The organism is Streptomyces odontomachicola (assembly GCF_039605595.1).
Lineage (GTDB): Bacteria > Actinomycetota > Actinomycetes > Streptomycetales > Streptomycetaceae > Streptomyces.
In genome coordinates, this window is sequence record NZ_JBCFOK010000011.1 from 120,176 (window position 1) to 145,626 (window position 25,451).

Annotated in this window: 24 protein-coding genes; 17 read left to right on the forward strand and 7 right to left on the reverse strand. The window is 73.6% G+C overall.

Annotated features, from left to right (window positions below; genetic code table 11):
• Positions 1–39: 39 nt before the first annotated feature.
• The 6 genes from ABEE00_RS21125 (at position 40) to ABEE00_RS21150 (ending at position 6,231) form a co-directional block, all read left to right on the forward strand.
• On the forward strand, positions 40–789 hold the full coding sequence (locus ABEE00_RS21125; RefSeq protein ID WP_345747160.1) for an SDR family oxidoreductase: 750 nt from the start codon (positions 40–42) through the stop codon (positions 787–789).
• A gap of 171 nt (positions 790–960) precedes the next feature.
• Positions 961–1,836 carry a LysR family transcriptional regulator gene (locus tag ABEE00_RS21130; RefSeq protein WP_345747161.1) on the forward strand — a complete coding sequence of 292 codons (876 nt, stop codon included), beginning with the start codon at positions 961–963 and terminating at the stop codon, positions 1,834–1,836.
• 277 nt (positions 1,837–2,113) lie between these two features.
• Positions 2,114–2,587 (forward strand): NUDIX hydrolase, encoded by a 474-nt coding sequence (locus tag ABEE00_RS21135; protein ID WP_345747162.1) that lies wholly within the window; start codon positions 2,114–2,116, stop codon positions 2,585–2,587.
• Entirely contained in the window at positions 2,584–3,036 is a 453-nt protein-coding gene (locus ABEE00_RS21140) for an NUDIX domain-containing protein (protein ID WP_345747163.1), read from the forward strand. Before ABEE00_RS21135 ends, ABEE00_RS21140 begins: the two co-directional genes overlap by 4 nt.
• Before the next feature lie 43 nt (positions 3,037–3,079).
• Positions 3,080–4,228, forward strand: a complete 1,149-nt coding sequence (locus tag ABEE00_RS21145) for an NUDIX hydrolase (RefSeq protein WP_345747164.1) — start codon at positions 3,080–3,082, stop codon at positions 4,226–4,228.
• 92 nt (positions 4,229–4,320) lie between these two features.
• Positions 4,321–6,231: an ABC transporter ATP-binding protein gene (locus tag ABEE00_RS21150; protein ID WP_345747290.1), complete on the forward strand. Its 1,911-nt coding sequence runs from the start codon at positions 4,321–4,323 to the stop codon at positions 6,229–6,231.
• Between the two features lie 8 nt (positions 6,232–6,239).
• On the opposite strand, the gene rho is transcribed toward ABEE00_RS21150, so the two are convergent.
• Complete coding sequence (gene rho / locus ABEE00_RS21155) at positions 6,240–7,562, reverse strand: transcription termination factor Rho (RefSeq protein ID WP_451918638.1); 1,323 nt, start codon at positions 7,560–7,562, stop codon at positions 6,240–6,242.
• Between the two features lie 340 nt (positions 7,563–7,902).
• Between rho and ABEE00_RS21160 the strand changes: the two genes are divergently transcribed.
• From ABEE00_RS21160 to ABEE00_RS21175, 4 genes are all read left to right on the forward strand, one after another.
• Positions 7,903–8,109 (forward strand): nuclear transport factor 2-like protein, encoded by a 207-nt coding sequence (locus ABEE00_RS21160; RefSeq protein WP_345747166.1) that lies wholly within the window; start codon positions 7,903–7,905, stop codon positions 8,107–8,109.
• A 17-nt stretch (positions 8,110–8,126) separates the two neighbouring features.
• Complete coding sequence (locus ABEE00_RS21165; protein ID WP_345747167.1) at positions 8,127–8,459, forward strand: ArsR/SmtB family transcription factor; 333 nt, start codon at positions 8,127–8,129, stop codon at positions 8,457–8,459.
• Entirely contained in the window at positions 8,459–9,607 is a 1,149-nt protein-coding gene (gene arsB, locus ABEE00_RS21170) for an ACR3 family arsenite efflux transporter (protein ID WP_345747168.1), read from the forward strand. The genes ABEE00_RS21165 and arsB overlap by 1 nt, the downstream gene beginning before the upstream one ends.
• A 130-nt stretch (positions 9,608–9,737) precedes the next feature.
• The gene (locus ABEE00_RS21175; protein WP_345747169.1) at positions 9,738–10,823 is read left to right on the forward strand and encodes an ArsO family NAD(P)H-dependent flavin-containing monooxygenase; all 1,086 of its coding nucleotides are present in this window, start codon (positions 9,738–9,740) and stop codon (positions 10,821–10,823) included.
• Between the two features lie 40 nt (positions 10,824–10,863).
• Here the strand turns inward: ABEE00_RS21175 and ABEE00_RS21180 are convergent, their stop codons facing one another.
• Positions 10,864–11,223, reverse strand: a complete 360-nt coding sequence (locus tag ABEE00_RS21180; protein WP_345747170.1) for an ArsR/SmtB family transcription factor — start codon at positions 11,221–11,223, stop codon at positions 10,864–10,866.
• A gap of 300 nt (positions 11,224–11,523) precedes the next feature.
• On the opposite strand from ABEE00_RS21180, the gene ABEE00_RS21185 reads away from it, so the two are divergent.
• The 4 genes from ABEE00_RS21185 (at position 11,524) to ABEE00_RS21200 (ending at position 17,026) form a co-directional block, all read left to right on the forward strand.
• Positions 11,524–12,102, forward strand: a complete 579-nt coding sequence (locus ABEE00_RS21185; protein WP_345747171.1) for a hypothetical protein — start codon at positions 11,524–11,526, stop codon at positions 12,100–12,102.
• 425 nt (positions 12,103–12,527) lie between these two features.
• Positions 12,528–14,486 carry a protein kinase domain-containing protein gene (locus ABEE00_RS21190; RefSeq protein ID WP_345747172.1) on the forward strand — a complete coding sequence of 653 codons (1,959 nt, stop codon included), beginning with the start codon at positions 12,528–12,530 and terminating at the stop codon, positions 14,484–14,486.
• A 185-nt stretch (positions 14,487–14,671) separates the two neighbouring features.
• Positions 14,672–16,150 (forward strand): FG-GAP and VCBS repeat-containing protein, encoded by a 1,479-nt coding sequence (locus ABEE00_RS21195; protein ID WP_345747173.1) that lies wholly within the window; start codon positions 14,672–14,674, stop codon positions 16,148–16,150.
• Between the two features lie 252 nt (positions 16,151–16,402).
• Positions 16,403–17,026: a HutD/Ves family protein gene (locus ABEE00_RS21200; RefSeq protein WP_345747174.1), complete on the forward strand. Its 624-nt coding sequence runs from the start codon at positions 16,403–16,405 to the stop codon at positions 17,024–17,026.
• Here ABEE00_RS21200 and ABEE00_RS21205 read toward each other — a convergent pair.
• The 4 genes from ABEE00_RS21205 to ABEE00_RS21220 all read right to left on the reverse strand — a co-directional run bounded on the left by ABEE00_RS21205 (position 17,016) and on the right by ABEE00_RS21220 (position 21,369).
• Positions 17,016–17,825, reverse strand: a complete 810-nt coding sequence (locus ABEE00_RS21205; RefSeq protein WP_345747175.1) for a 2OG-Fe(II) oxygenase — start codon at positions 17,823–17,825, stop codon at positions 17,016–17,018. The genes ABEE00_RS21200 and ABEE00_RS21205 overlap by 11 nt on opposite strands.
• Positions 17,826–17,935: 110 nt before the next feature.
• A complete protein-coding gene (locus ABEE00_RS21210; protein ID WP_345747176.1) occupies positions 17,936–19,495 on the reverse strand; it encodes a GMC family oxidoreductase in 1,560 nt (519 codons plus the stop codon).
• Positions 19,496–19,654: 159 nt separating this feature from the next.
• A complete protein-coding gene (locus tag ABEE00_RS21215) occupies positions 19,655–20,464 on the reverse strand; it encodes an ABC transporter permease (protein ID WP_345747177.1) in 810 nt (269 codons plus the stop codon).
• On the reverse strand, positions 20,461–21,369 hold the full coding sequence (locus ABEE00_RS21220; RefSeq protein ID WP_345747178.1) for an ATP-binding cassette domain-containing protein: 909 nt from the start codon (positions 21,367–21,369) through the stop codon (positions 20,461–20,463). Before ABEE00_RS21220 ends, ABEE00_RS21215 begins: the two co-directional genes overlap by 4 nt.
• 132 nt (positions 21,370–21,501) lie before the next feature.
• On the opposite strand from ABEE00_RS21220, the gene ABEE00_RS21225 reads away from it, so the two are divergent.
• Together ABEE00_RS21225 and ABEE00_RS21230 are read left to right on the forward strand one after the other, a co-directional pair.
• On the forward strand, positions 21,502–22,836 hold the full coding sequence (locus ABEE00_RS21225) for a sensor histidine kinase (protein WP_345747179.1): 1,335 nt from the start codon (positions 21,502–21,504) through the stop codon (positions 22,834–22,836).
• Positions 22,833–23,495 carry a response regulator transcription factor gene (locus tag ABEE00_RS21230; protein ID WP_345747180.1) on the forward strand — a complete coding sequence of 221 codons (663 nt, stop codon included), beginning with the start codon at positions 22,833–22,835 and terminating at the stop codon, positions 23,493–23,495. The genes ABEE00_RS21225 and ABEE00_RS21230 overlap by 4 nt, the downstream gene beginning before the upstream one ends.
• A gap of 63 nt (positions 23,496–23,558) precedes the next feature.
• Here the strand turns inward: ABEE00_RS21230 and ABEE00_RS21235 are convergent, their stop codons facing one another.
• A complete protein-coding gene (locus ABEE00_RS21235; protein ID WP_345747181.1) occupies positions 23,559–24,188 on the reverse strand; it encodes a DUF1345 domain-containing protein in 630 nt (209 codons plus the stop codon).
• Between the two features lie 223 nt (positions 24,189–24,411).
• Between ABEE00_RS21235 and aac(3) the strand changes: the two genes are divergently transcribed.
• Positions 24,412–25,281 (forward strand): aminoglycoside 3-N-acetyltransferase, encoded by an 870-nt coding sequence (aac(3), locus tag ABEE00_RS21240; RefSeq protein WP_345747291.1) that lies wholly within the window; start codon positions 24,412–24,414, stop codon positions 25,279–25,281.
• The last annotated feature ends 170 nt before the right edge of the window (positions 25,282–25,451 follow it).

Below are 25,451 nucleotides of genomic sequence, written 5' to 3' on the forward strand. Positions count from 1 at the left end.
GATCAAGACGCTCACCAGCACTGACAAGGAGCGAGTGACATGACCGAGAACGCACTGCGCGACAAGGTCGCCGTCGTCGGCGGCGGCGCGAAGAACCTCGGCGGACTCCTCAGCCGTACGCTGGCCGAGGCCGGGGCCAAGGTCGTGGTGCACCACCACAGCTCGGGCGACGAGGCCGAGCAGACGGTGAAGGCGATCAAGGAAGCCGGCGGCCAGGCCGTCTCCGTACAGGGCGACCTCACGAAGGTGGCCGACGTGCGGCGGCTCTTCGACACCGCGGTGGACACCTTCGGCGGCGCCGACATCGCGGTGAACACCACCGGGATGGTGCTGCGCAAGCCGATCCTGGAGACCACGGAGGACGAGTACGACGCCATGTTCGGCATCAACGCGAAGGCGGCGTACTTCTTCATCCAGGAGGCCGGGCGGCGGCTCAACGACAACGGCCGCATCATCAGCCTGGGCACCTCGCTGCTGGCGGCCTTCACCGACGGCTACTCCACGTACGCCGGCGGCAAGGCGCCGCTGGAGCACTTCACGCGGGCCGCGGCGAAGGAGTTCGCCGACCGCGGGATCTCGGTGAACGTGGTGGCGCCCGGGCCGATGGACACCCCGTTCTTCTACCCGCAGGAGACGCCGGAGCGCGTGGAGTTCCACAAGTCGCAGGCGCTGGGCAACCAGCTCACGCAGATCGAGGACATCGTGCCGGTGATCACCTTCCTGGCCACCGACGGCTGGTGGTTCACCGGGCAGACCATGTTCCCGAACGGCGGCTACACCACCCGCTGAGCGGGGCACGGCAACGGCACGGCGGTGAGGGGCCGCGCGGGACCGCACCCCGCGCGGCCCCTTACCGTCGTCATAGCCATGGCCGTCGCCGGCCGACCACCGCCCCCGTACGAAGCGACCGCGCACCCACACCCCCGTACACCCCCACAGCACACCCCAGGGAGCACCGAGGTGGGACTCGACCTGCACAAGCTGGAGCACCTCGTGGCCGTGGCCGAGGAGGGCAGCGTGACCCGCGCCGCCGCCCGGCTGCACCTGTCGCAGCAGGCGCTCTCCACCTCCCTGCGGGTGCTGGAACGCGAGGTCGGCGTCCCGCTCCTGGACCGCGGCGGCGGCGCGGTCAGGCCGCTGCCGGCCGGCGAGGCGCTGGTCGAGGACGCGCGGGTGCTGCACGGCATCGCGCGCTCGGCGGTGCGGCGCGCCCGGCGCATCGGGCGCGGCGAGAGCGAGGTGCTGCGCCTCGGCCACACCCCGGCCGTCACCGGCGAGGAGGTCATCGCGCTGCTGCGGGAGACCAGCGCCGCGCACCCCGGACTGGCCACCGACGTCAACCAGCGCTATCCGGCCGAGCTGACCGAGGCGCTGCTCGCCGGTGACCTGGACATCGGCCTGTGCCGGGGCATGGCACCCCCGCACGGGCTGGTCCGCACCCTCGTACGCCATCAGCCCCTGCGCGTCGCGGTGGACGCCGGACACCCGCTGGCCGCGCGGGAGTCGGTGGCCCTTGCGGAGCTGGCCGACGAGGAGTTCACGGTGTGGGGGCGGCCCGGGCGCTCGGGCTACACCGACCTGCTCATCGAGCACTGCCGCGCGGCGGGCTTCGAACCCCGCGTGGAGCGCACCCCGTTGCAGGGCACGCCGCCCGTCACGGCGGTCATCGGCACGGGCCGCGCGGCCTTCGTGACCGCGCCGCAGGGGCCGGCAGCCGATGGCCGGGTACGCGTACTCGCCCTCGACCCGCCCCTCCAGGCGCCCCTGCACGCCCTCTACGCACCCCACACCACCTCGCCGGGCCGCGACGCGTTCCTGGCCGCCGCAGCGGAATAGGCATACCGGCGCGGGGCCGACCTCCGACACCAACTCCCTTACGGAGTAGACCCGTTGGGGCGCCCGGGCTCCGCGGGGGCAATCCCCGGATCGGGTGGCGGGACACCGGCGGGTGATTCGCACAGCGGCCGGCCGGGGCGCGGCCGCGCGGTGCCGCCGCCTTGACCCTTCTCTCGAACTTTCGCGCGATAATCCACTCCTCTCCACCCGTGTCGTCCCTCCCACGGGGGTCGTTTTCCGAGCAGTCGTCCGAACTGCCGGTCAACGAGGAGGAGTTGTGCGATCGCCCGCCGCCGCCATCGGCGCCCATCTGCTATTCGAACGCGACCAGCACGTACTGCTGGGACGGCGCGGTCCGCGCGCCGTGTTCGCCCCCGACACCTGGCACCTGCCCGCAGGGCGCGTGGAGCACGCGGAGAGCGCCCGCGCCTGCGCCGTACGCGAGGCCGCCGAGGAGCTGGCGCTCACCCTGGACCCGCCCGCGCTGGAGCTGGTGCACACGGTGCACCTCCTGGAGCCCGGGGCGTCAGGGGAGCCGGTCCCGCTCCTCCAGCTCTTCTTCCGCGTCCACGGGTGGCAGGGCGTGCCGCGCAACAACGAGCCGGACAAGTGCCGGGAGTTGGGCTGGCACCCGCGCACCGCGCTGCCCTCCCCGCTCGTCGGATACGCGCGCGCCGCGCTGGAGGGCATCGCGCAGGGCTGGTCCTACACCGAGATGGGCTGGCCGGAGACCGGGGAGGGCCCCGCATGACGACCGGGCGGCATACGCGTGTGGTGGACCTCTTCGTGCTCCTGCACCGGGACGACGGGCGGGTGCTCCTGCTGCGCCGCGCCGGAGCGGTGTATGCGAGCGGCCTGCTGGCCCCGCCCTCCGGCCACCTGGAGGCCGGGGAGACCGTCGAGGAGGGGGCGCTGCGCGAGGCGTACGAGGAGACCGGGGTCCGCATCCGCGCGCGTGACCTGGAGTTCTGCCACCTCATCGACCACCGCGGCCCCGAAGGCGGCCAGCGGCTCGGCGTCGCCTTCACCGCCCAGCGGTGGCGCGGCGAGCCCTACAACCGCGAGCCGCACAAGCACGCCGCGCTGGTGTGGGCCGACCCGGCGCACCCGCCGGCGGACTGCGTGCCCTACACGGCGGCGCTGCTGGGCCAGTTCGTGCGCGGCGCACTGCTCTCCACCGACGGCTACGCGGCCCCGTAGACGGCCGCGCCCCAGACACCTCTGCCCCAGGGAAGGACGCACCGTGGACACACCCTCCGTACCGCCCCCGACCCCCACCACCACTCCCCCGCTCTCGCCCGCCGCCTACGTGCGATCGCGCCACACCGTCTGGATGAGCAGCGCCGCGCTGCTCACCGACGCGGCGGGGCGCGTGCTGATCGTGCGGCCCGGCGACCGCGCCGACGGACGCTGGCTGCTGCCGGGCGGCGGCGTGGAGGCCGGCGAGAGCCCCTGGCAGGGCTGCCGCCGCGAGGTGCATGAGGAGACCGGACTGCATCTGGCGCCTGAACGCGCCGCGTTGCTCGTCACCTGCTGGTTCGCGGTGGAGGACCGCGAACCCCTGCGCGACCTGGGGTTCCCCGGAGACGTGATGACCGTCTTCGACGGCGGCACCGTGAGCGACGGGCGCGCGGCCCGACTGCGCTGCGCGGACGGGGAGATCGCCGAGTACGCCTTCTGCGACTCGCTGCGCGCCGCCGAACTGCTCACCCCGCTGAGCGCGCGCGTGATGCTGGCGGCGCTGCGCGCGCGGCTGGGCGGCACGGGCCCGGTCTATCTGGAGTCCGGGCGCCACGTGGGTACGCCGCCGCCGCTGGACCTGCACGACGTACACGTACGGCCGCATTCCGGCCCCGCGTGGTCCTGGCATCCCGGCGAGCCCGTGCCGGAGGGACTGCCGGTCACGCAGGCGTGGGGCTGGCTGTTCGTGCCGGACGGCCGGGTGCTGCTGGTCTTCCAGAGGCACCCGGAGGCGCGCATGCGGCTGGTGATGCTGCCGGGCGGCACGGTCGAGGACGAGGACGCGGGCCCGGAGGCCACGCTGCGCCGCGAGGTCGCCGAGGAGGCCAACGCCGAACTCGGCCCCGACGTCCTCCCGTTGGGCTGGCTGCACGACCCGACCGGCAGGGCGCAGGAGGTCGACGGCCGCGCCCGGATGCGCCTGACCGCCGCCGTCACCCGCATCGGCCCCGCCCGCCCCGATCCCGCCACGGGCGACACCTTCGTACGCCTGCTAGCCACCCCCACACAGGCTGCCGAGCTCCTCCGCACAGAAGACTCCGCCGGCCGGCAGGTGACCCGGGCGGCCCATTTGGCCCGGACCCAATGGGGCATCCCGACGCCCCCGCACGGCCCGGTCGCGGAGGTTCCGCGGGAGGGGATGACGTGGTGAGGGGGCGAAGTCCTCGTACGAAAGAAGCGGGCAGCAGAGTAGTGCGGCCGGAAGACACCTCCGCCGGCGAAGAGGCTCCCGTGCGCGAGGAGTTGCGGTTTTCGGACCCCACGGGGCGCAAGGCCGCCGCGGGGCGGAGCATCCGGCTCGTGGACATGGCCAAGCGGCTGCCCTCGCTGGTGCGCCGGTCGGTCGCGCTGGCCTGGCAGGTGGACCGCTGGGCCGCGGTGGGGCTGTTGACCTGCCAGGTCGCGGCGGGCGCCATGCAGGCGATGGGGCTGGTGGCGGTCAGCGGGACGCTCACCGCGCTGCTGTCGGGCGGCGACATCGCACAGCGGATGCTCGCCGCCTGGCCCTCGCTGCTGATGCTCGGATCGGCCGCCGCGGTACGCGCGTTGCTCGGCATCACCGTCGCCTGGCTCTCCTCGCGGCTGGGCCCGCAGATGTCCCGCGAGGCCGAGCAGCGGCTGTTGCGGGTGGCGACGGAGGTGGAGCTCGCCGCGTACGACGAGCCGGGCTTCAACCACCGCAGGGAGGCCGCCGACCGCGGCGCCCAGTCCGTCCAGGACCTGGTCAACCAGGGCCAGGACCTGATCGCTTCGGCCGCGTCCTTCGTCGCCGGCGCCGCCGTGCTGGTCGGCGTGCACCCCGTGCTCCTGCCGCTGCTGGCGCTTGCCAGCCTGCCGCAGGCGCTCGCGCAGATCGCCGCAGCGCGCGTGCGCTATCTCGCGCAGCTCCGCACCATCGGCGACGAGACGCTGCTGAACATCCTGCGCTGGCACGTCTCCGACCGTTATGCGGCCGACCAGATCCGCGCGGGCACCATGGCGGGCTTCCTCGTCGGGCGCTACCGCCACGTGACCGCCCGCATCAACGCGGCCGACCGCGCTGCGGCCGACACCGGCGCGCGCATGTCGCTGCTCGGCTCGGCCTGCGGCGGCCTGGCCTCGGCGCTCGTATGGGCGGCCGTGGTGTGGCTGCTGGCCACCGGGCGGATCTCGGTGGGGCACGCGGGCACCGCGGTGTTCGCGCTCCAGGCGGTGGGCACGGCGCTGCGCGGCCTGGTGTCCGGCGGCGCACGCACCATGCGCACCGGGCTCTACATGGACGACTGGTCCGACTTCCTCGCGCACGCGGGCGGCCACCGCATGCGCCGCGGCGAGCACCGCCCCGAGCCGCCGCGCGAGATCGCGGTCGACGATGTGGTGTACCGGTACGAGGAGGCCGCAGCCGACGCCCTGCGCGGGGTGTCCTTCACCGTGCGCCGCGGCGAGGTCGTCGCGCTCGTCGGCTACAACGGCTCGGGCAAGACCACCCTCGGCAAGCTGGTCAGCGGCCTGTATCTGCCCACGGCGGGCAAGGTGGCCTGGGACGGCGTGCCGACGGGCGAGATGGACCCGGGCGCGATGTGGTCGCAGGTCGCGCTCGTACCGCAGGACTACGCGCGATGGCCGCTCACCGCACGCGAGAACATCACGCTGGGCCAGCCCGCCGAGCGCGGAGACGACGCGGTGCGCGCGGCCTGCGCGGACAGCGGGGCCGACGAGGTGGTGGCGGGGCTGCGTTCGGGGCTCGACACGGTGCTGGCCCGGGACTGGCTCGGCGGGCAGGAGCTCTCCGGGGGACAGTGGCAGCGCATCGCGCTCACCAGGGCGTTCCACCGGAGCGCTGGGCTGCTGGTGCTGGACGAGCCGACGGCCAACCTGGACCCGCTGGGCGAGTACAGGATCTTCCAGGGGCTGCGCAGGATGGCAGGCGACCGCGCGGTGCTGCTGATCACCCACCGGCTCACCAACGTCGCCGTCGCGGACCGCATCGTGGTGCTGGACAAGGGCCGCGTGGTGCAGCAGGGCACCTTCGCGGAGCTGACCCAAGCGCCCGGCCTCTTCCGCGAGTTGTGGACGTACCAGCACACGCGGGAGACCGCGCGGGGGCCGGCGCACACGGCGGCGGGCGCCACCACCACCTGCGCCGAAGGGGACGCGGAGGGAGAGCCAGCGTGAGCCTGACCTCACGCCTCGGGCACGCCGGGCACGCCGGGCACCGTGGAGCGCATCGCGCGCAGGAAGGACGCGTTGTCCGGCGTCCCGCGGACCTTCTCCAGCAGGGTCGTCAGCCCCGTACGGGCGTCCCGCGCGTGCAGCGCGCGCCGCACCGCCCGCAGCGTCGCCAACTCGGCGGCCGGCGTGAGGAGTTCCTCGCGCCGGGTGCCGGATCCGGCGATGTCCACCGCCGGGTGGATCCGCTCGGCGGCGAGCGCGCGGTCGAGGCGGAGCTCCATGTTGCCGGTGCTCTTCAGCTCCTCGAAGTAGAAGTCGTCGGCGCGCGAACCGGTGTCCACCAGCGCGGTGGCCAGGATGGTCAGCGAGCCTGCCTCCTCGGTGCGCCGCGCGGCCCCGAACAGCCGCTTCGGCCCGTGCAGCGCGGCGGCGTCCACCCCGCCGCTGAGCGTACGGCCGCTCCCGGACGCGGCGTTGTTGTGCGCACGGCACAGCCGGGTGAGCGAGTCCAGCAGGATCACGACGTCCTCACCCCCTTCGACCAGCCGCTTCGCCCGCTCGACCGCGAGTGCGGCGAGGGCGGTGTGGTCCTGCGGCGTGCGGTCGAAGGTCGAGGCGTACACCTCGCCGCGCACCGAACGCCGCATGTCGGTGACCTCTTCGGGCCGTTCGTCCAACAGCACCACCATCAGGTGGCACTCCGGGTGGTTGCCTGCGACGGCGGCGGCGAGCTGCTGGAGCAGCACCGTCTTGCCGGTCTTGGGCGGCGCGACGATCAGCCCGCGCTGCCCCTTGCCGACGGGCGCGAGCAACTCCACGACGCGCGCCGCCACTCCGCCCGCAGCGCCGCCCGCCGGGCCGTCCAGCCGGAGGCGCTGCCGCGGATGCAGCGGCGTGAGGTCGTGGAAGCGGGGGCGGTGGCGCAGCTCCCGCGGCGCGCGGCCGTTGACCCGTTCCGCACGGGTCAACGCGCGGGGCCGCTCGCCGGTTCCCTCGACGAAGTCGCCCGTACGCAGGCCGAGTTGCCGGATCAGGGGCGCGGCCACCCGCGCATCGCCGGTGTGCGGCAGCAGCCCGGCACCGCGCAGCAGTCCATGTCCGTCGCGGGCGATGTCGAGTACGCCGCTGAGGGCGGCGCGCGTCGGCGCCTGGTCCGGGGTGGCGGGTGAGGCGGGTGCCTCAAGGATGTCGGTCATGGAGGACCTTTCGGAGAGTGAACGTGCAGGTGAGAGAAGGGAATCCGGGGCGTCGGGGCGTCTCGTCCGAGCGCCCCGCGCGGCGGGCGAACGCCCGCGGCCGGAGAGAACCGCTGAATCGCCGGGCAGCCGGTCCATGGGACGGGTGCGACGGCGACAGCTCCGTACGGGATGCCGTACGGGAGTCCGTACGAGGTGTCGTACGTGATCTCGTACGGGATCGGCGTCATGCGCGGCCACGCGGGGCCGATGACGGATGATCGATGACCGCTGCCTCAGAAGGGGCGGAACGAAGGCCCAGGAAGGCGGTCTCGGCGCCACGGCCCGAGACGGGCGTAAGCAGGCGCCTATGGGAACGGTAACACCCTCGCCCGCCCCACAGCCGGGTCGCGGCCGGATCGAGCCACGCGCACCCCGCTGGCGACACGCGGCGGTGGAGCGGCCTCGCTCCCGGCATGCCCAGCACACAGCCGCAGTTGTGATCGTCATGACGCGACACGACACCGAAGCGGCCAACGACGCAGTCGATCAGGCAGCCACCGGCCGCGACATCGTCACCGACTTCGCCTTCGACATCCGGGTCGAGAACGGTCTGATCCCCCGCTACCGCATGTTCGAGAACACGTACGCGGTCTCGGAGGCCTACAAGAGCTGCCCCCCCCCGGCTGGCATCGGCCGACACTGACATGAAAGCATCAGCCCATGCTGACGTCAGCCAAAGCTGAGGTGTCCCCGCCCGACGCCGACCTGCTCCGGGTGCTCGCCGACCCGCTCCGGCTCCGGATCGTGGCGCTGCTCGCGCGCGAGACGCTGTGCACCACGCACCTGGTGGAGGAGACCGGCGCGCGGCAGACCAACCTCTCCAACCACCTGCGGGTGCTGCGCGAGGCCGGGGTGGTGGAGACCGCGCCGTGCGGGCGGTTCACGTACTACACGCTGCGGCCCGACGTCCTCGAGGGGATGGCCGGCGCCTTCGCCGAGCTGGCCGAGGCCGCCCGCACCACGTACGAGAACGACCGGAAGAGGCCCTGCTAGTGCCGCGTACCGAAACCGACCCCACGCCCGGAACCGCAGCGGCCGGGCCCGAAACCGGGACAGCGGCCGAGTCCGGAGTCGTCGGCAAGCTCTCCACCCTCGACCGCTTCCTGGCCGTGTGGATCCTGCTCGCCATGGCCCTCGGCCTCGGTCTGGGGCGCGTCGTACCGGGCCTCGGCAGCGCGCTGAGCAAGGTCGAGATCGGCGGCATCTCGCTGCCCATCGCGCTCGGCCTGCTGGTCATGATGTATCCGGTCCTGGCCAAGGTCCGCTACGACAAGCTCGACACCGTCACCGGCGACAGGAGGCTGATGGCCTCCTCGCTGGTGATCAACTGGCTGGTCGGCCCTGCCGTGATGTTCGCGCTGGCGTGGATCTTCCTGCCGGACCTGCCCGAGTACCGCACCGGCCTCATCATCGTCGGCCTCGCCCGCTGCATCGCCATGGTGATCATCTGGAACGACCTGGCCTGCGGCGACCGCGAGGCCGCCGCCGTCCTCGTCGCACTCAACTCGGTCTTCCAGGTCATCGCCTTCGGCGCGCTGGGCTGGTTCTACCTGGACCTGCTGCCGCAGTGGCTCGGCCTCGGCGACGGACAGGGCCTGGACGTGCCCGTGTGGCACATCGCCCTCAACGTGATCGTCTTCCTCGGCGTACCGCTCCTCGCCGGCTTCCTCACCCGCCGCCTCGGCGAGCGGACGATGGGACGGGAGCGCTACGAGAGCCGCTTCCTGCCCCGCATCGGCCCCTTCGGGCTGTACGGGCTGCTGTTCACGATCGTGATCCTCTTCGCGCTGCAGGGGAAGACGATCACCTCGCAGCCGCTCGACGTGGCCCGCATCGCGCTGCCGCTGCTGGTGTACTTCGCCGTCATGTGGGCGGGCACCTTCGCCCTCGGCAAGGGCATCGGCCTCCCGTACGACCGCACCGCCACCCTCGCCTTCACCGCGGCCGGCAACAACTTCGAGCTCGCCATCGCCGTCGCCATCGCCACCTTCGGCGCCACCAGCGGCCAGGCGCTCTCCGGCGTCGTCGGCCCGCTGATCGAGGTCCCGGTGCTGGTGGGCCTGGTGTACGTATCGCTCGCCTGGCGGCGGAAGTTCGCCGGTCAGCCGCGGTCGCGCGCGGGCGCACACGGCGTCGGCTGAGCGGAGAGACCATGCACCGCCCGGACCGCCGCGCCCGGACGACGTACGGGCCCGCTGCCGGTGTGCGGCACGTGCTCCACGTGCGACGCGTACGGTTCAACCCTCCGCCCCGCGCCACCGGGATGCGCGCATGACCAGTGCAAACGCGGCGGACGTGGTGGTGATCGGCGGCGGGCAGGCCGGGCTCGCCGCCGCGTACCACCTGCGCCGCCTGGAGCGCACGCGCGGCCGCAAGCTCGACTTCGTCGTGCTGGACGCGCAGGACTCGCCGGGCGGGGCCTGGCGGCACATGTGGGACTCGCTGCACCTGTTCTCCCCGGCCGAATTCTCCTCGCTGCCGGGCCGCTCGATGCCGCCCCAGCGCGGTGCGCCGTACCCGCGGGCCGCGCACGTCGTCGACTACCTGGCGGACTACGAGCAGCGCTACGACCTGCCCGTACGCTGTCCCGTACGCGTGCGGGGCGTGCACCGCGACGGTGAGCGCCTGCGGGTGGAGACGGACGCCGGTGCCTGGCGCGCCCGTACGGTGGTGAGCGCGACCGGTACGTGGTGGCGGCCGTTCGTTCCCGCCGTGCCGGGCCAACGCGCCTTCGCGGGGAGCCACTTGCACACCGTGGGCTACCGCTCCCCCAAGGACTTCGCCGGCCGGCACGTGCTGGTGGTCGGGGGCGGCAACTCCGGCGCGCAGATCGCCGCCGACCTCGCCTCGTACGACGGCGTCGGCCACACCTGGGTCACGCGCCGGCCGCCGCGCTACCTGCCCGACGACATCGACGGGCGGGCGCTGTTCGACGCGGCCGCCGCGCGCCGCCGCGCGCTGGAGGCCGGACGCCCGGACACCGGCGGGGTGGCCGCGCTCGGGGACATCGTCGCCGTTCCGCCCGTGCGCGAGGCGCGCGACCGGGGGCTTCTCGTGCGCAGGGACATGTTCGAGCGGCTGGACGCCAACGGGGCGGTGTGGCCTGACGGTTCACGCCAGGACGCCGACGCCGTCATCTGGGCCACCGGCTTCCGGCCCGCGCTCGACCACCTCGCGCCGCTCCGGCTCCGCGATGTTCGCGGCCGCATCCGCACCCGGGGCACGCGCGCCGTCGGGGAGCCGCGCCTGCATCTGCTGGGCTACGGCGACTGGACGGGCCTCGCTTCCGCCACGCTCGTCGGCGTCGGCCGTCCGGCGAAGGAGGCGGTACGGGAGATCGCGCGGCTGCTCGGCTGAGGGCGGACGGCGCTCAGCGGACGCGCTCGGCGGACGGCGCTCAGCCCAGGGCGGAGAGGCGCTGCGCCATGGTGGCCATGACGCTGGGGGCGACGCGGTAGTACACCCACGTGCCGCGCCGTTCGGAGGTCAGCAGGCCCGCCTCGCGCAGCTTCTTCAGGTGGTGGCTGACGGTGGGCTGCGAGACGCCGACGTCGGAGATGTCGCACACGCACGCCTCACCGCCGGGGTGCGAGGCGACGAGGGAGAACAGCCGCAGCCGCACCGGTTCCCCCAACGCCTTGAACATGGCCGCCGCGCCTTCCGCCTCCTCGACACTCAACGGCCCCTCGCCCAACGGCGGCCAGCGGGGCTCCACGTTCCCCAGCCCCGCGACCTGCACTGTCTCCTCGTTCGACATGCGCCTATGTTGACATGCGTCGAAGCAGGGGGCTTTGAACGCCGTGACCCCTCGCTGGTGTTGGAGGCCGCCCCTGCGCGAGTGGCCTCGCGGCCGGCGCCACCCTTGGCGCGCGGGCCTGCCCCGTGGTCACGCAGGGAGGGCGCGGGATGCGGGACGGGCCGTTCCGGGGCCATTTCGCGTATTCGGCCGCCCGCGGCGCTCCCCGTCGTGCACTCTCGGAACCGGGACCGCGCGTGCTCCGACAGCGCCGCCTGTCCGATTCCGACCATGGGTTCCGACCGTAGGCGAGGAGACGACATGGGGTGGCAGAGCGAGGAGTTCGGGGCGTTTCACGACGGCAGGGCCGCGGCGGTCCTGCGGGACGGGAGCGAACCCAAGCCGATGTGCTTCGACATGGGCAGCGGCAGCGACTTCCACGAGACCGACGAATGGTGGGTGTACGACGGCACGCTGGGCGCCCCGCGCGCCGCCGCCCTCCGCGGCGCGTGCTCCTGCGGCTGGCGCGGCACGCCGACCCACCCCCTCGACTGGTCCCGGATCGACAGGCGCCGGGCGTACGACCACGACACCTCGGGCCCTGAGCGCGACTGGGAAGGGCACATCGAGGAAGTCGAGGCGCAGACCGTCCCGTTGCCCTCTCCCCTGCAAGAGCTCCTGGACCAACTGGAGCAGCAGCTCGGCACCTTGGCCGGGCAGGCTCCCCTTGCCGCGCTGAAGGCAGTGGCGGCGCTGGAACGTACGACAGGACACATCGCCAGGGAAGCGGCCCACGACGCACAGGCCGACCAGCCCTCATGGGAAGCGGTCGGCCGCGCCCTCGGACTCCCGGCGGAGGACGCACGCGCACGCCTGGCCCACTACATCCGCAGGGGCTGACCCCGCGCGCGCCACCGCGGAGGCCCCGGCGAACCACCCCACCCCGCCCGCGGGTTAAAGCGGGCTCCGCGCGCCGTTAACACTCGCCGAGTGCGGCGCCGCGCCCGCCTCCCCCGGCCCACACCGCCGTACTCGCCCCCTATCCTCGGTGTGAAGATCCACGAGGTCGCGGGGCGCGGCCGCCGCCGTGCGCGGCAGCGTCGACAAACTTGTAGAGGCCGAACCCGCTCAACGCAGAACCGCGACCCGCGCGTCCGTAGTCCCAGGAGATGCGGGCCACCACGCCCGCCCCACAGGACCCGTAGATCCGACCAACCGCAGACGCAGACACAGAAGACCAACGACCGCAGACCGCAGACCGCAGACCGCCAAGCCACAGACCCGCAGGGCGAGGGCCCGGAACCGACACGGGGAGAGATGCGCACGTGCAGCCGCTGAACGCCGAGGATCCCGACCGGATAGGCGGATACCGCCTGCTGGGCCGCCTCGGCGAGGGAGGCATGGGCCGGGTGTACCTGGCCCGTTCGGAGCGCGGCCGCACCGTCGCGGTGAAGGTCGTACGCGCCGAGCTGGCCCAACAGGACGACTTCCGCAAGCGGTTCGCGCTGGAGATCAACGCGGCCCGGCGCGTCGGCTCCCCCGATCACGCCTCCGACGGTCCGCAGGGAGCCGGCACCCGCACCGAGTGGACCGCCCCGGTCCTGGACGCCGACACCGAGGCGGCGACGCCCTGGGTGGCCACCGGGTACGTGGCGGGGCCCGCGCTCTCCGAGGTGGTCGACAAGCAGTACGGCCCGCTCCCCCGCGCCTCCGTGCTCGGCCTCGCATCCGGCCTCACGCAGGCCCTGCGCGCGGTGCACGGCGCGGGCCTCGTACACCGCGACCTCAAGCCGTCCAACGTACTGATCACCATCGACGGCCCCCGCGTCATCGACTTCGGGATCGCCCGCGCGCTCGACACCACGGTGCAGTCGGGCGGCGGGCTGACCCGCACCGGCGGCCTGGTCGGCTCGCCCGGCTTCATGTCGCCCGAGCAGGTGCGGGGCGAGCGGGTCACCGGGGCGAGCGACGTGTTCTGCCTCGGCGCCGTCCTGGCGTACGCGGCGACCGGGCGCATGCCCTTCGGCTCGGCCGACAGCGGCATGCACGCGCTGCTCTTCCGCATCGCCGAGGAGGAGCCGGATCTCGGCGGCCTGGACGGCGAGTTGCTGGACATCGTCACCGCCTGCCTGGCCAAGGAGCCCGCGGCGCGGCCGTCGCTGGACGACCTCGCGGCCCGTACGGACGGCGCGCTCGACAACCGCGCGTGGCTGCCCGGCGAGGTGTTCGCCGAGCTGGGGCGGCACGCCGTACAGCTCCTGGACAAGGAGGACCCGGACGGCGGCCCGCATCGCGAAGCCCCGCCCGCTGAAAAGCCCGGGGCGAGCGAACAGCCCGGCGCCGGCGGCGTGTTCGGCCCGGCACCGTCGCTGACGGGCCCGGCGTACGGGACCCCGCCTGGCGCCCCGCAGAGCACGCCGCACCACTCCCCCGGCCCCGGCCCGTACGGCCCGCTCGCCTCACCCCCGTACGGCCCCCCGTACGCGGGCGGACCGGCGGGCCCCGGCGGCACCCCGCCACCCACCGGCCCGTCCGGCACCCCTCCGCCGGGGACGGGCCCGTACGAAGAGCGGGCGACCGGCGCTCCCGCGCAGAAGGAGAGAGGCGGCCCCGTACGGGAAGCGCGCAACGCGCTGGGGCTCACCATCGGGCTGAACACGGCGCTGGTCGTGTTCATGCTGTGGCTGCTCGCGTTCCTGGTGGTCGACGCCATCGTGCTGACGAAGCTGGACCACCTGATCACCTACTACGAACCGGACGAGGAGCTGGAGGATCACGGCTTCGGCGGGCTCCGCAGCGTCGTGGGGATGCTGTACCTCGGCGGCTGGCCGGTGCTCTTCGCCGTCGCACTGCTCTGGCTCACGTGGTTCCGGCGCATGCGGCTCAACGCGGAGGCGTTCGCGCCCAACGGCATGCGGTATCCGGCGATGATGGCGGTGGTGGCGTGGTTCATCCCGTTCGCCAACCTGGTCCTGCCGAAGCAGATCCTCAACGACGTCTGGCGGGCGAGCGCCACCACGCCGAGCGGGAAGCGGCGCCCCGGCACGCCGCGGGTGCCGCGGACGCTGCACACCGTGTGGTGGCTGGTGTGGCTCGTCTACCTCTTCTTGTTCACCGCCGGCATCCGCTGGGCCAAGGCGACCGAGGCGAGCACGGCACAGTCGTACGCGGTGGGCGAGCTGCTCACGCATGGGGCAGGGCTGCTCACGGCCTTCCTCGCGATGTTCGTCGTCCTGCGGCTCACACGCCACCAGCACGCGCGCATCAGGGCGGCGGCCGCCTGAGCGAGCGGTCACCCCTTCCGGGCCGGTGCGGGCTCCGCCTTGTCGCGGGGCCCGCACCTGTCGTCGGGGGCCCGGGACCCGCAACTGCGACACCGGTGTAGCAACCAATCGCGATCCTCGCGCGTCCGATCTTGTTGTACGGAGTTCAACGCTCCGTTCCTTGACGTTCCATCATGGGAGGTTGTGTGCGTAAGGCCACCAAGGGTGCGCTCGCGGCGGGGGTCGGCGCGGTGATCGCCGGGGCCGTCGTGACCACGGCGGGCGCCGGGCCGCTCGCCCCGGACGAGAGAGACGCGGCGCAGGCGCAGAGCGCGCACTCCGCCACGGGCGCGTCGGCGAAGCCGGCGAAGAAGCAGCGGCTCCGCGAGGACTTCAACGGCGACGGCTACAACGACCTCGTCATAGCCGCGCCGGAGGGCTCGGGCAAGGCCGGTTACGTCACGGTGGTGTACGGCTCGGCCAAGGGTCTGGACCGCTCAACCCGTACCGTCATCAGCCAGAACACGCCCGGCGTCCCCGGCGAGGCGAAGGCGGGCAACCGGTTCGGCGACGGCCTGGTCGCGCGCGACCTCGACGGCGACGGCGTGACCGACCTCGCGGTGCAGTCGGCCGGCGCGCACGTGATCCTGTGGGGCGCCAAGGGCGGCGGCCTCAGCGGCAAGGGCGCGGTGCGGACCGTGGACGCCAGCGACGCGGTGGGCGGCGACTTCGACGGCGACGGCAAGCAGGACCTGTTCGTCGCCCAGGGCAGCTTCACCGGCAAGGGCGAGCTCCTGCGCGGGCCGTTCACTCGCGACGGCAAGCCCGCTTCCCGGCAGGCCGTCGACCTCTCCGACGGCGACTCGGAGACGTACGGCCTCGCGGCGGGCGACATCACCGGCGACGGGGCCGACGACGTCGTCGTGCTGCGGGCGATGGAGGAGAGCTCGCGGCCCGGCGCGCTCTTCGTCGGCGGCAAGAAGGGCCTGACGAAGAAGAACGACGACGCCCCCGAGGCACTGGGCGCGACCGTCGGCGACTTCGACGGCGACGGCCACGGCGACCTGGCCTACCGCGTCGCCCCCGGCGGCGTCGTCGAGGGCCCGTGGGACGACGCGGGAACGGTGAAGGTCCGGTACGGCACCGCCTCCGGGCTCGGCAAGCGCACCGCCACCTTCACGCAGGCCACGCCGGGCGTGCCGGGCGCGCACGAGAAGGGCGACCTGTTCGGCGCCTCGCTCGCGGCGGGCGACGTGACCGGCGACGGCCGCGACGACCTGGCCGTCGGCGTACCCGGCGAGGCCATCGGCAGCAAGAAGAAGGCCGGTTCGACCGTGCTGCTCAAGGGCTCGGCTAAGGGGCTGACCGGCACGGGGGCGCAGGCGTTCAGCCAGGACACCGCCGGCGTGCCCGGAGTGGCGGAGGCGAACGACGAGTTCGGCACCAACACCAGGCTGCTCGACTTCGACAAGAACGGCCGCGCCGACCTCGCCGTCTCCGCCGCGGGCGAGAACGACTTCGCCGGCGCGGTGTGGGCCTTCCCCGGTACGGGGTCCGGGCTCGACACCGCCAAGGGCATCTCCTTCGCGCCGGGCGACGTGGGAGCGCCGGCGCAGGGGGCCACCTTCGGCGCGGAGTTCGCGAACTCGACGCCTTCGCCGCTGTGGGGGATCCAGGACCGCTGAGGCGGGTGCGGCTCCCGGGCCGCTTCTCCCTGAGGAAGACCGCCGTACGTCCCCGGCGCGAGGGTGAGGTGCGTGATGTCCGCCCGCTCGAAGCCGGTTTTCCCGGCATCCTTGCGGGCGGACTCCCGTGCCGGATTCCGCTCGCGTGCGGCGGCGATGCCCTCCGGGGAATTCGGGAAAGCGCGCACGCGTACCGTGGCTACGGTTCCCGGCCGCTGCCGGGACGCCCGATCCAGAGGAGACGCACGCGACATGCCCACGCCGACACCGAAGCCGACCGTCGTACGGATGGCCGCTCTCGCGCCGCGGCGCTGGGCCAACGGGGCCGGCTGGACGCGGGAGATCCACCGGGAGCCGGAAGCGGACGCGCCGGAGCTGACCGCGTGGCGGCTGAGCCTCGCGGACATCGAGGAGACGGGGCCGTTCTCCTCGTTCCCCGGGCTGGACCGCCACCTGATGCTGGCCTCGGAGGGCCCACTCCGCCTGACCGTGGAGGGGACCGCGCACGACCTGCGGCACACCCAGGTGCTGTCCTTCGCCGGGGACGCCGAGGTGGCCACGAGCGCCCTCGAAGGCCGGGCGCGTGCCCTCAACCTCATGGTGCGCGGCGGCACTCCGGGCGGCCTCGACGTCGTACGGGGAGACGGGCGCCCGTCGGTCCCGGCCGGTACCGTCGCCCTGGTGGTGCTCGACGGCCACGTCTCGTACGAGGGTCAGCGCCTCGAACGCTTCGACACCGTACTGACCAGGGCGCCGCACCGAGCGGACGCGGACATCCCTCCCGACCTGCGCGCACTCGACCTGCGCGAAGCGACCGTGGCCCGGGCGCACGTCGGGACCCCGGCGGACTCCGAGGCCCCCGCCCTCACCCCGTGAACGCGAGCTGCGGCAGCGGCACCGCCTCCCCCTTCGCCTCCGCGGGCCGCGCGCCCGCGGCCGCCTCCGCCATCCACCGGACGGCGCGACTGGAATCGCGCGCCACGGCGTCGGCGTCCCGGGGCGGCGGCCCGCCCAGCACCCACATGTTCAAGGTGAAGCGCGAGTCGGCGAACTCCCCCGACGCGCACGCGGTGGGCATCACCTCGTGGAACGCCGTCGCGGGGAAGAAGACCAGGGTGTCGTGGACCGGCTCCACCACCTGGTACGTGCCGCCTCGCCGCGCGCGGCCGTCGCTCACCACCGTGTCGTAGAGCCGCAGTTCCCCTCCCGTGAAGGCGCGCGGGCGACGGTGCAGGAAGTAGACCGCCGACACCGAGTGCGCCGGGTCCGGCACCTTCGAGGCGTCGGTGTGCAGGCCGATGTACCCGCCGTTCCCGTACGCGTTCAGCGCCATGTCCGCGTGGGTGAGGGCCGCCGACAGTCCGAGTGCCTCCCGTACCCGGGGCAGGCAGCCGGCGAGGTGGCGGCCGAGCGCTTCGCCGCGTACGGGCAGCATGCGGAAACGGCAGTCGTCCGAGGGCCCGCCGCCCGCCCCGTCCCTCAGCCGAGCCGGCCCGAAGCGGTCCCGTTCCTCCGAGCAGAACGACAGCAGCACCTCGGCGGCCCGGTCGCCCAGGGCGTTCTCGAAACGGCAGACGGGAACCGGCACCACCGCCTCCGCCGGCTGCCGCCTCACGAGCGGCGAGAAATCACTGATCTCCACCTGTTCCACGGGGTCTCTCAGGTAACCAGCCATGCCAGCAAGCTAGTTGGCCACGGCTCCGGAGACAGAGCACGCTTCCAGCCGTCCGGAACCGGAACGGCGGATCACACGGCTCCCCTCACACGGCCCGTTACGCGGCCCCCTCACGCCGCTCCGGCCACAAACTCCGCCGCCCTCTCCGCGGCCATGATCGTGGGCGCGTTGGTGTTGCCGCGCGGCACCGTCGGGAACACCGAGGCGTCCACGACCCGCAGGCCCGGCACGTCGAACACGCGCAGCTCGGGGTCCACGACCTCGCCCATCGCGCAGGTCGACGTCGGGTGGTAGAGCGTCTGCCCTGCGCGCCGCACCCACGCGAGCAGGTCGGCGTCGGAGCGGGAGGCGGGCGCGTCGCCGTACGGGCCCGTGGCGATGTCGGCCACCGCCCGCTGCTCCGCGATCTCCAGCGCGAGACGGGCGCCGGCGATCGCGCACTCCCGGTCCTCGTCCGTCGTCAGGTAGTTGTGCAGGATGCGCGGCGCGGCGTCGGGCCGCGGGGAACGCAGCGTCACCGCGCCCCGGCTCGTGGGAGCGAGCACGCACGGCCCGAACGCGAAACCGTGCTCGGTGGGGAGGCCGAGCCCCTCCTGGTGGAAGAGAACCGGCGCCGCGTGGAACTGGATGTCCGGCGCTGCCAGCCCCTCGCGACTGGCGAAGAAGCCGCCGGTCTCCCCGATGTTGGAGGTCAGCGGGCCGCGCCCCTCGCTCTGGAGCAGCGCGGCGTTGTCCGGGCTCGCCGCGGTCATCAGCGATTCGGCGTCGGTACGGAAGTTCAGCAGCGTCATGTAGTGGTCCTGCAGCCCCTGGCCGACCGGCAGATCGCGTACGACGTCGATGCCGAGCGCGGACAGCGCGGCGGCGGGGCCGATCCCGGAGAGCATGAGCAGCTTCGGTGACGCGTAGGCGCCCGCGGAGAGGATCACCTCGCGTTCGGCGCGCACGACTTCGACCGCGCCGGCCCGCTCCACCTCCACGCCCCTGGCCGCGCCGCCCTCGATGACCACGCGGTGCGCGCGGACCTCCGGCAGCACGGTGAGGTTGGGGCGTTCGAGGGCCGGGTGCAGGTAGGCGACGGCCGTGCTGCAGCGCATGCCGTCGCGCTGGGTGAGCTGGTAGGGGCCGACGCCGAACTGCGTCTCTCCGTTGAAGTCGGGGTTCGTCTTGTGTCCCGCCTGCTCAGCCGCCTGCACGAAGGCCGCGGCGAGCGGATGCGCCGACCTGCCCTCGCTGACGGTCAACGGGCCGCCCGCGCCGTGGAATGCGTCCTCGCCTCGCTCGTTGTCCTCCGCGCGCCGGAAGTACGGCAGCACCTCCGCGTACGACCAGCCCGTGGCCCCGGAGGCGGCCCAGCCGTCGTAGTCGGCGCGGTTGCCCCGTATGTAGATCATCGCGTTCATGGAGCTGCAGCCGCCGAACATCCTGCCCCGGGGGAGGTACGCGCGCCGCCCGCCCAGACCCGGTTCCGGCTCGGAGTCCAGGTCCCAGTCGAGGCCGGACTTGAACAACTGCGGGAAGGCCGCGGGCACATGGATCTCCTGCGCGGTGTCGGGCCCGCCCGCCTCGATCAGCGCCACCCTGACGTCGGGATCCTCCGAGAGCCGTGCCGCCAGGACGCAGCCCGCCGATCCGGCGCCGACGATGACGTAGTCGTACGTGCTGCTCATTCCGTCCCCTTTGGTTGAAGAGAGCGCTGCGCCGAACGGGAGATGGCCGAACGAGAGGTGTGCGCGCCGACCGCGAGCAGCATCGGGCACGCCGGGTGCCCGGCGATAGGGGGCGGCCTCGTACGCAACGGCACGCACGCCCCGACTCCCGTCCCCCTGCTACTGATCCCGGCGCTGTACGACGGCTCCGGCCACCACCGCCGCGCCCAGCGCCCACGCGGCGTACACGATCCAGGCACCGGCGGTCGTCCACGGGAAAGGCGTGTCCGAGGTGAACGGGATCTGCGTCAGGCGGTCCCATGCGCTCATCGGGAACGTGTGGTTGAACAGCGCCGACCAGTGGTGGTCCTCGCTGAAGAGGAGCGGTCCCAGCAGCAGGAGCACCACGCCCGCGACCATCGAGGTCCCGGCGTGCCGCAGCACCGCGCCGATCCCCATGCCGACCAGCGCGCAGACGGGCGCGAGCAGCGCGGAGGCGCACACCGCGCGGAGGGCGCCGGGGTGGTCGAGGGGGACGCCGACGTTCCGCAGGCCCAGGAACGCCTGGGTGACGTAGAAGGAGACGAGCGCGACCACGGCGCCGAACACGGTCATGGACGCGGCCGTCACCGCGAGCTTCGCCGCGAGCACCGGCCGGCGCGCGGGCACCGCGGTGAAGGTCGTGCGGATCTGGCCCGTGCTGTATTCGCCCGAGACCGCGACGACCCCCATGGCGACGGTCGCGAGCGCGAACACCAGGCTCGCGTTGCCGGTGAAGGCGTTCTGCACCGGCAGGCCGTCGCGGACGAACTGCCGCGCCGAGCTGCCGCCTTCCCCCTCGTTCCAGTAGTGGTAGGTGTCGTACGCCTCGCCCGCGTTGAAGCCGATCACGGCCAGCGCCGTCAGCAGATACGCCCACGGGGTCGAGCGCAGCGACCACGTCTTCAGCCACTCGGCGGCGAGCAGATCGCGGAAGCGCACGGCGTTCACCGGGCTTCTCCCGCGACGTACTCGACGCTGTCCGCGGTGAGTTCCATGAACGCCTCCTCCAACGAGGGCCGGTGGGTGGTCAGTTCGTGCAGCCGCACCTTGTACTGGAAGGCGAGCTCGCTGATCCGCGCGGCGGGCAGGCCGGTGACGGTGAGCAGCCCCGCTTCGGCGCGTACGGTCGCTCCCTCGGCCGTCAGCAGCGGGGTCAGCACTGCGGCCTCGGGGGTGCGCAGGGTGACGGCTGGGGCGCCGGCGCGTGCGGCGAAGTCCGCCAGGCTCTCGGCTGCGATGAGCGTGCCGCGGCCGATGACGACGAGTTCGTCCGCGGTGTGCTCCATTTCCGACATCAAGTGGCTGGAGACGAACACCGTCCGGCCCTCGGCCGCCAGCCGCCGGAACAGGACGCGCACCCACTGCACGCCCTCGGGGTCGAGCCCGTTCAGCGGCTCGTCGAAGAGCAGCACCGGCGGGTCGCCGAGCAGGGCGCCCGCGATGCCGAGGCGCTGCTTCATGCCGAGCGAGTAGCCGCCGACGCGGCGCCGGGCGGAGTCGGCGAGGCCGACCTCGGCCAGCACCTGGTCGACCCGGGTGCGCGGGATGCGGTTGCTGCGCGCCAGGGCGGCGAGGTGGGCGCGGCCCGTGCGGCCGCCGTGCACGTCGTGGGCGTCGAGCAGGGCGCCGACGTGGCGCAGGCCGCGCGGGCGGTCGCGGAACCGTACGCCGTCGACGGTGACGGTGCCGGAGCTCGGCTCGTGCAGGCCCAGGGCGAGCCGCAGGGTGGTCGACTTGCCGGCGCCGTTCGGACCGAGGAACCCGGTCACGCGGCCGGGCCGGACGGTGAAGGTCAGGGTGTCCACGGCGGTCTTCCCGCCGTACCTCTTGGTGAGTTCGCGGGCTTCGATCATGCCGTCAACGATGGCGGCCGGGCTCGCGCGGGACATCGGCCCGCCGGGGACAGCCGCGCGCCGCCGCTGTCAGCCGTGGTTGTACGCCCGCGGGCCGATGTCCCCGGGGCGCCGCCGCCCTAGGCTCGCGGCATGTCAGCGTCAGCGCACGCAGGCCGGCCGCCGCTGCTCCAGCGCCTCTCACCCGGCCGCTGGACGGGGCTCGTGTGGGCCGGGGCGATGGTCTTCGCGTACCTCGACGAGTTCTTCGTCCTGCCGGGCGACACCGTCCGCGACGACCAGATCGTCCCCGTCTTCGACATGACGTTCCTGAGCTGGGCGCTTCTGCTGGGCGCCGCCGCCCTGGTGCTGGCGGCGTGCCGGCTGCTGGAGCGGCGGCCGCTGCCGGCGTACGCCCTGCTGCTGCTCGGCTCGGCCGCCGGGGCTTCGCTGCTCGGGCAGGCGTCGCAGTTCCCGCTGGTGCAGTTCCTCGCGCCGGACGTCGCCCTGTACTTCATCGCGGCCGCCGCGAGCCGCCGCGTGTCGGTCTGCGCCGCGGGGATGGCGTACGGGGTGCTGGCGATCCCCCTGGCGGTACGGCTCGCGGGCGGCGGAACCATCAACACCGCGGGTCAACTGGCCGTCGCGCTCACGGTGTTGGTCGCCTGGCTGCTCGGCAACTCCGCGCGCCAGTCACGGCTCCACGCCCGGCGGGCAAGTGCCCAGGCCGCCGTACAGGCCGTGACGGACGAGCGGCTGCGCATCGCGCGCGAGCTGCACGACGTCGTCGCGCACACCCTCGGCATCGTCGCGTTGCAGGCCGGTGCGGCGCGCCGCGTCATCGACAGCCGGCCGCAGCAGGCACGCGAAGCACTCGGCGAGGTGGAGAACGCGAGCCGGGAGACGCTGTCGGGCCTGCGGCGGATGCTGGGGGCGTTGCGGGAGGCGGAGGCGGGCTCGGGTTCGGCGGGGGCGGGCTCGGTCGGCGCGGGTTCGGTCGGCGCGGGTTCGGTCGGCGCGGGTTCGGTCGGCGCGGGTTCGGTGGAGGCGCCGCTGCATGAGGCGCCCGGGCTCGGGCAGCTCGACCGGCTGGCCGCTGCCACCACGGCCGCGGGTGTACGGGTGGCCGTGGAGTGGAAGGGCGAACGCCGGTCCCTCCCACCGGACCTGGACCTCGCCGCGTACCGCATCGTCCAGGAGTCGGTCACCAACGTGCTCCGGCACGCCGAGGCGCGCTCCTGCCTGGTGCGCGTCGACTACCGCGAGCGGGAACTCGCGCTGGACATCACCGACGACGGCCGCGGTACGGGGTCGGCGCCCTCTGCCACCGACTACGGCTACGGCCTCGCCGGTATGCGGGAGCGAGTCGCGCTGCTGCACGGCGAGTTCAGCGCGGGGCCGCGGCCCGGAGGGGGCTTCCGCGTGGCGGCCCGGCTCCCGCTGCCGCGACCCGCGCACCGTGATCTGCGGGAGGTGGCGGCGCCGTGACCGTCCGCGTGGTGGTCGCCGACGACCAGCCGCTGGTACGCGCCGCCCTGCAGATGGTCCTCGCCGACGCCCCCGACCTGGACCTCGTAGGCGAGGCGGGCGACGGCGCCGAGGCCGCCGCGCTCGCCGAGCGACTGGCCCCCGACGTGGTCGTCATGGACATCCGCATGCCCGGCACCGACGGCATCGAGGCCACCAGGCGCATCACCGCAGGCCCGAGCGGTGCCCGCGTACTGATGCTCACCACCTTCGACGACGACGAGTACGTCTACGGCGCCCTGCGCGCCGGTGCCTCGGGCTTCCTCGTCAAGGACATGGCCCTGGACGACATCCTCGCCGCCGTCCGCGTCGTCGCCGCGGGCGACGGCCTCATCGCGCCCGGGGTGACCCGCCGCCTGATCTCCGAGTTCGCCGCGCGACCGCCCTCCGCTCCGGCACCACCGCGCCGCATCGAGGGCATCACCGCCCGCGAACGTGAGGTCCTCACCCTCATCGCCACCGGCCGGACCAACACCGAGATCGCCGGATCCCTGTGCATCAGCGCCGCCACCGCGAAGACATACGTGACCCGCCTCCTCACCAAGCTCGACGCCCGCGACCGAGTGCAGCTCGTGATCCTCGCGTACGAGGCCGGGCTGGTGGGTGTGGGGCGGGGGTAGCGCGGGGCGGCCGAACGCGTCGTCGCGGCCCGGCACTTGGCCTGAGCGCGGTGCTGGGAAGGACTACGCCCCTCCCAGCGCCGTCACCAAGCTCGCCACCGTGACCGTGTTGAAGACGAAGGCGATGATCGTGTTGGCGGCCACGGTGCGGCGCATGGCGCGGGAGGTGACCGTCACGTCGGTGACGCCGAACGTCGTCATCACGGACAGGGCGAAGTAGACGTAGTCCGCCCAGGCCGCGCGCGCGGCTCCCGGGAAGTCGAGCGCTCCTTCGTCCTCGACGAGGTTGTCCGCCTGGAAGGTCACCGCGAACGCCACCGCCACGCAGATCCACGCCAGCACGACCAGCGCGAGCGCCAGCAGCGTGCGGGGAAGCGGGGAGAAGGCGCTGCCGAGGTGGCCGGGGAGCCACACCACGGCCACGACCAGCGCGGCGGCCGCGATGAAGAGCGAGGCCCCCGGGCCGGGGGCCGTCCCGAACACGTAGCGCTGCATGAGCGTGCCGCGCGCCTCGCGGCGCGCCCAGGTGCGGACGCGCTCGGGCGTGGTGGTCAGGAAGGCCGCCAGGGTGAGGACGAGGTAGGGCAGCAGGTAGGCGGAGAGCACCAGCACGCCCACGTCGGCCGCCGAGATCCGCACCACGCTGTCGGGAGCCAGTACCACCGCCGCGCACGCCGCGACGGTCAGACTCACGGCTCCTCGCCGTCGTTCGGAAAGCCAGCGGTGCAAGGCGAACCTCTCTTGGGGGCGGGGCCCATGGAGGGCCCGGGCCCGACTGATCGTAGGAGCGCCGCGCCCCCGCGCCGCGACACCGGCCCCGGCGCGCCCCCAACCGCCGAAACCGCCGCACCCACCGAACCCACCGGAAATCCCCAGGCCAATCCCCGCCCCACCCCACTACGTTCACCCCATGGACCTGGACGAGCAGAAGCTGCTGGAGCGCTCCGGAGGGCCGGTCACGCGGGAGCGGGTGGCGCGGGGCGTGCGGGCGTTGGGGGTAGGTGAGGGCGATGTGGTCATGTTCCACACGCGGATGTCGGCGCTCGGCTACGTCGCGGGCGGGCCGCAGACCGTCATCGAGGGGCTGCGGGACGCCGTGGGCGACGGCGGCACCCTGATGGTGACCTGCGGCTGGAACGACGCGCCCCCGTACGACTTCACCTCCTGGCCCCAGGCGTGGCAGGACGAACTCCGCGCCCACCACCCCGCCTTCGACCCCCTGCTGAGCGAGGCCGACCACAACAACGGCCGCCTCCCCGAGGCACTGCGCCGCTGGCCGGGCGCCGTACGCAGCAGGCATCCCGACGCCAGCTTCGCCGCACTCGGCGCTCGGGCCGGGGAGCTGATGGAAGACCACCCCTGGGACCACCCGCACGGTCCGGGCAGCCCACTGGCCCGGCTGGTGCAGGCGGGCGGGCGCGTGCTGCTGCTCGGGGCGCCCCTCGACTCGCTCACGCTCCTCCACCACGCCGAGGCGCTGGCACAGGCGCCGGGGAAGCGGTTCGTCGCGTACGAGCAGCCCATCACCGTCGCGGGCCGGCGGGTGTGGCGGCGCTTCCGCGACATCGACACCGAGGACGCGGCCTTCGACTACTCCCCCGCCGTACCCGCGCACGCATGGCCGTTCACCGTCATCGCCGAGGCGGCGCTGGCCGCCGGCATCGGCACGCGGGGCACGGTGGGCGCGGCGGAGAGCCACCTGTTCGACGCGGCGGACGTCGTACGGTTCGGGGTCCGGTGGATCGAGGAGAAGCTGGGCGCGCCGGGAGCAGAAGCGGGGCAATGACCTGGACATCCGGCGCGCCTCGTCAAGCGCTGCCCGCTGAGCGGCCGTACGGCCTCCGGCCTGGGGTGATGTGCGTCATGGCGTTCCGCTGAGCGGAACGGCGGATGCCCCGGTGGGCCGTCGCCCGGTGGTACCAAGGGCCCGCATCCCGTACGTACGCGGATGCCCCG

Coding starts and splice junctions, on each gene's coding strand:
- ABEE00_RS21125 (WP_345747160.1), top strand. CDS start 40: ATGACCGAGAACGCACTGCGCGACAAGGTCGCCGTCGTCGGCGGCGGC.
- ABEE00_RS21140 (WP_345747163.1), top strand. CDS start 2,584: ATGACGACCGGGCGGCATACGCGTGTGGTGGACCTCTTCGTGCTCCTG.
- rho (WP_451918638.1), bottom strand. CDS start 7,562: ATGGACCGGCTGCCCGGCGATTCAGCGGTTCTCTCCGGCCGCGGGCGT.
- ABEE00_RS21165 (WP_345747167.1), top strand. CDS start 8,127: ATGCTGACGTCAGCCAAAGCTGAGGTGTCCCCGCCCGACGCCGACCTG.
- ABEE00_RS21175 (WP_345747169.1), top strand. CDS start 9,738: ATGACCAGTGCAAACGCGGCGGACGTGGTGGTGATCGGCGGCGGGCAG.
- ABEE00_RS21180 (WP_345747170.1), bottom strand. CDS start 11,223: ATGTCGAACGAGGAGACAGTGCAGGTCGCGGGGCTGGGGAACGTGGAG.
- ABEE00_RS21185 (WP_345747171.1), top strand. CDS start 11,524: ATGGGGTGGCAGAGCGAGGAGTTCGGGGCGTTTCACGACGGCAGGGCC.
- ABEE00_RS21200 (WP_345747174.1), top strand. CDS start 16,403: ATGCCCACGCCGACACCGAAGCCGACCGTCGTACGGATGGCCGCTCTC.
- ABEE00_RS21205 (WP_345747175.1), bottom strand. CDS start 17,825: ATGGCTGGTTACCTGAGAGACCCCGTGGAACAGGTGGAGATCAGTGAT.
- ABEE00_RS21210 (WP_345747176.1), bottom strand. CDS start 19,495: ATGAGCAGCACGTACGACTACGTCATCGTCGGCGCCGGATCGGCGGGC.
- ABEE00_RS21220 (WP_345747178.1), bottom strand. CDS start 21,369: ATGATCGAAGCCCGCGAACTCACCAAGAGGTACGGCGGGAAGACCGCC.
- ABEE00_RS21225 (WP_345747179.1), top strand. CDS start 21,502: ATGTCAGCGTCAGCGCACGCAGGCCGGCCGCCGCTGCTCCAGCGCCTC.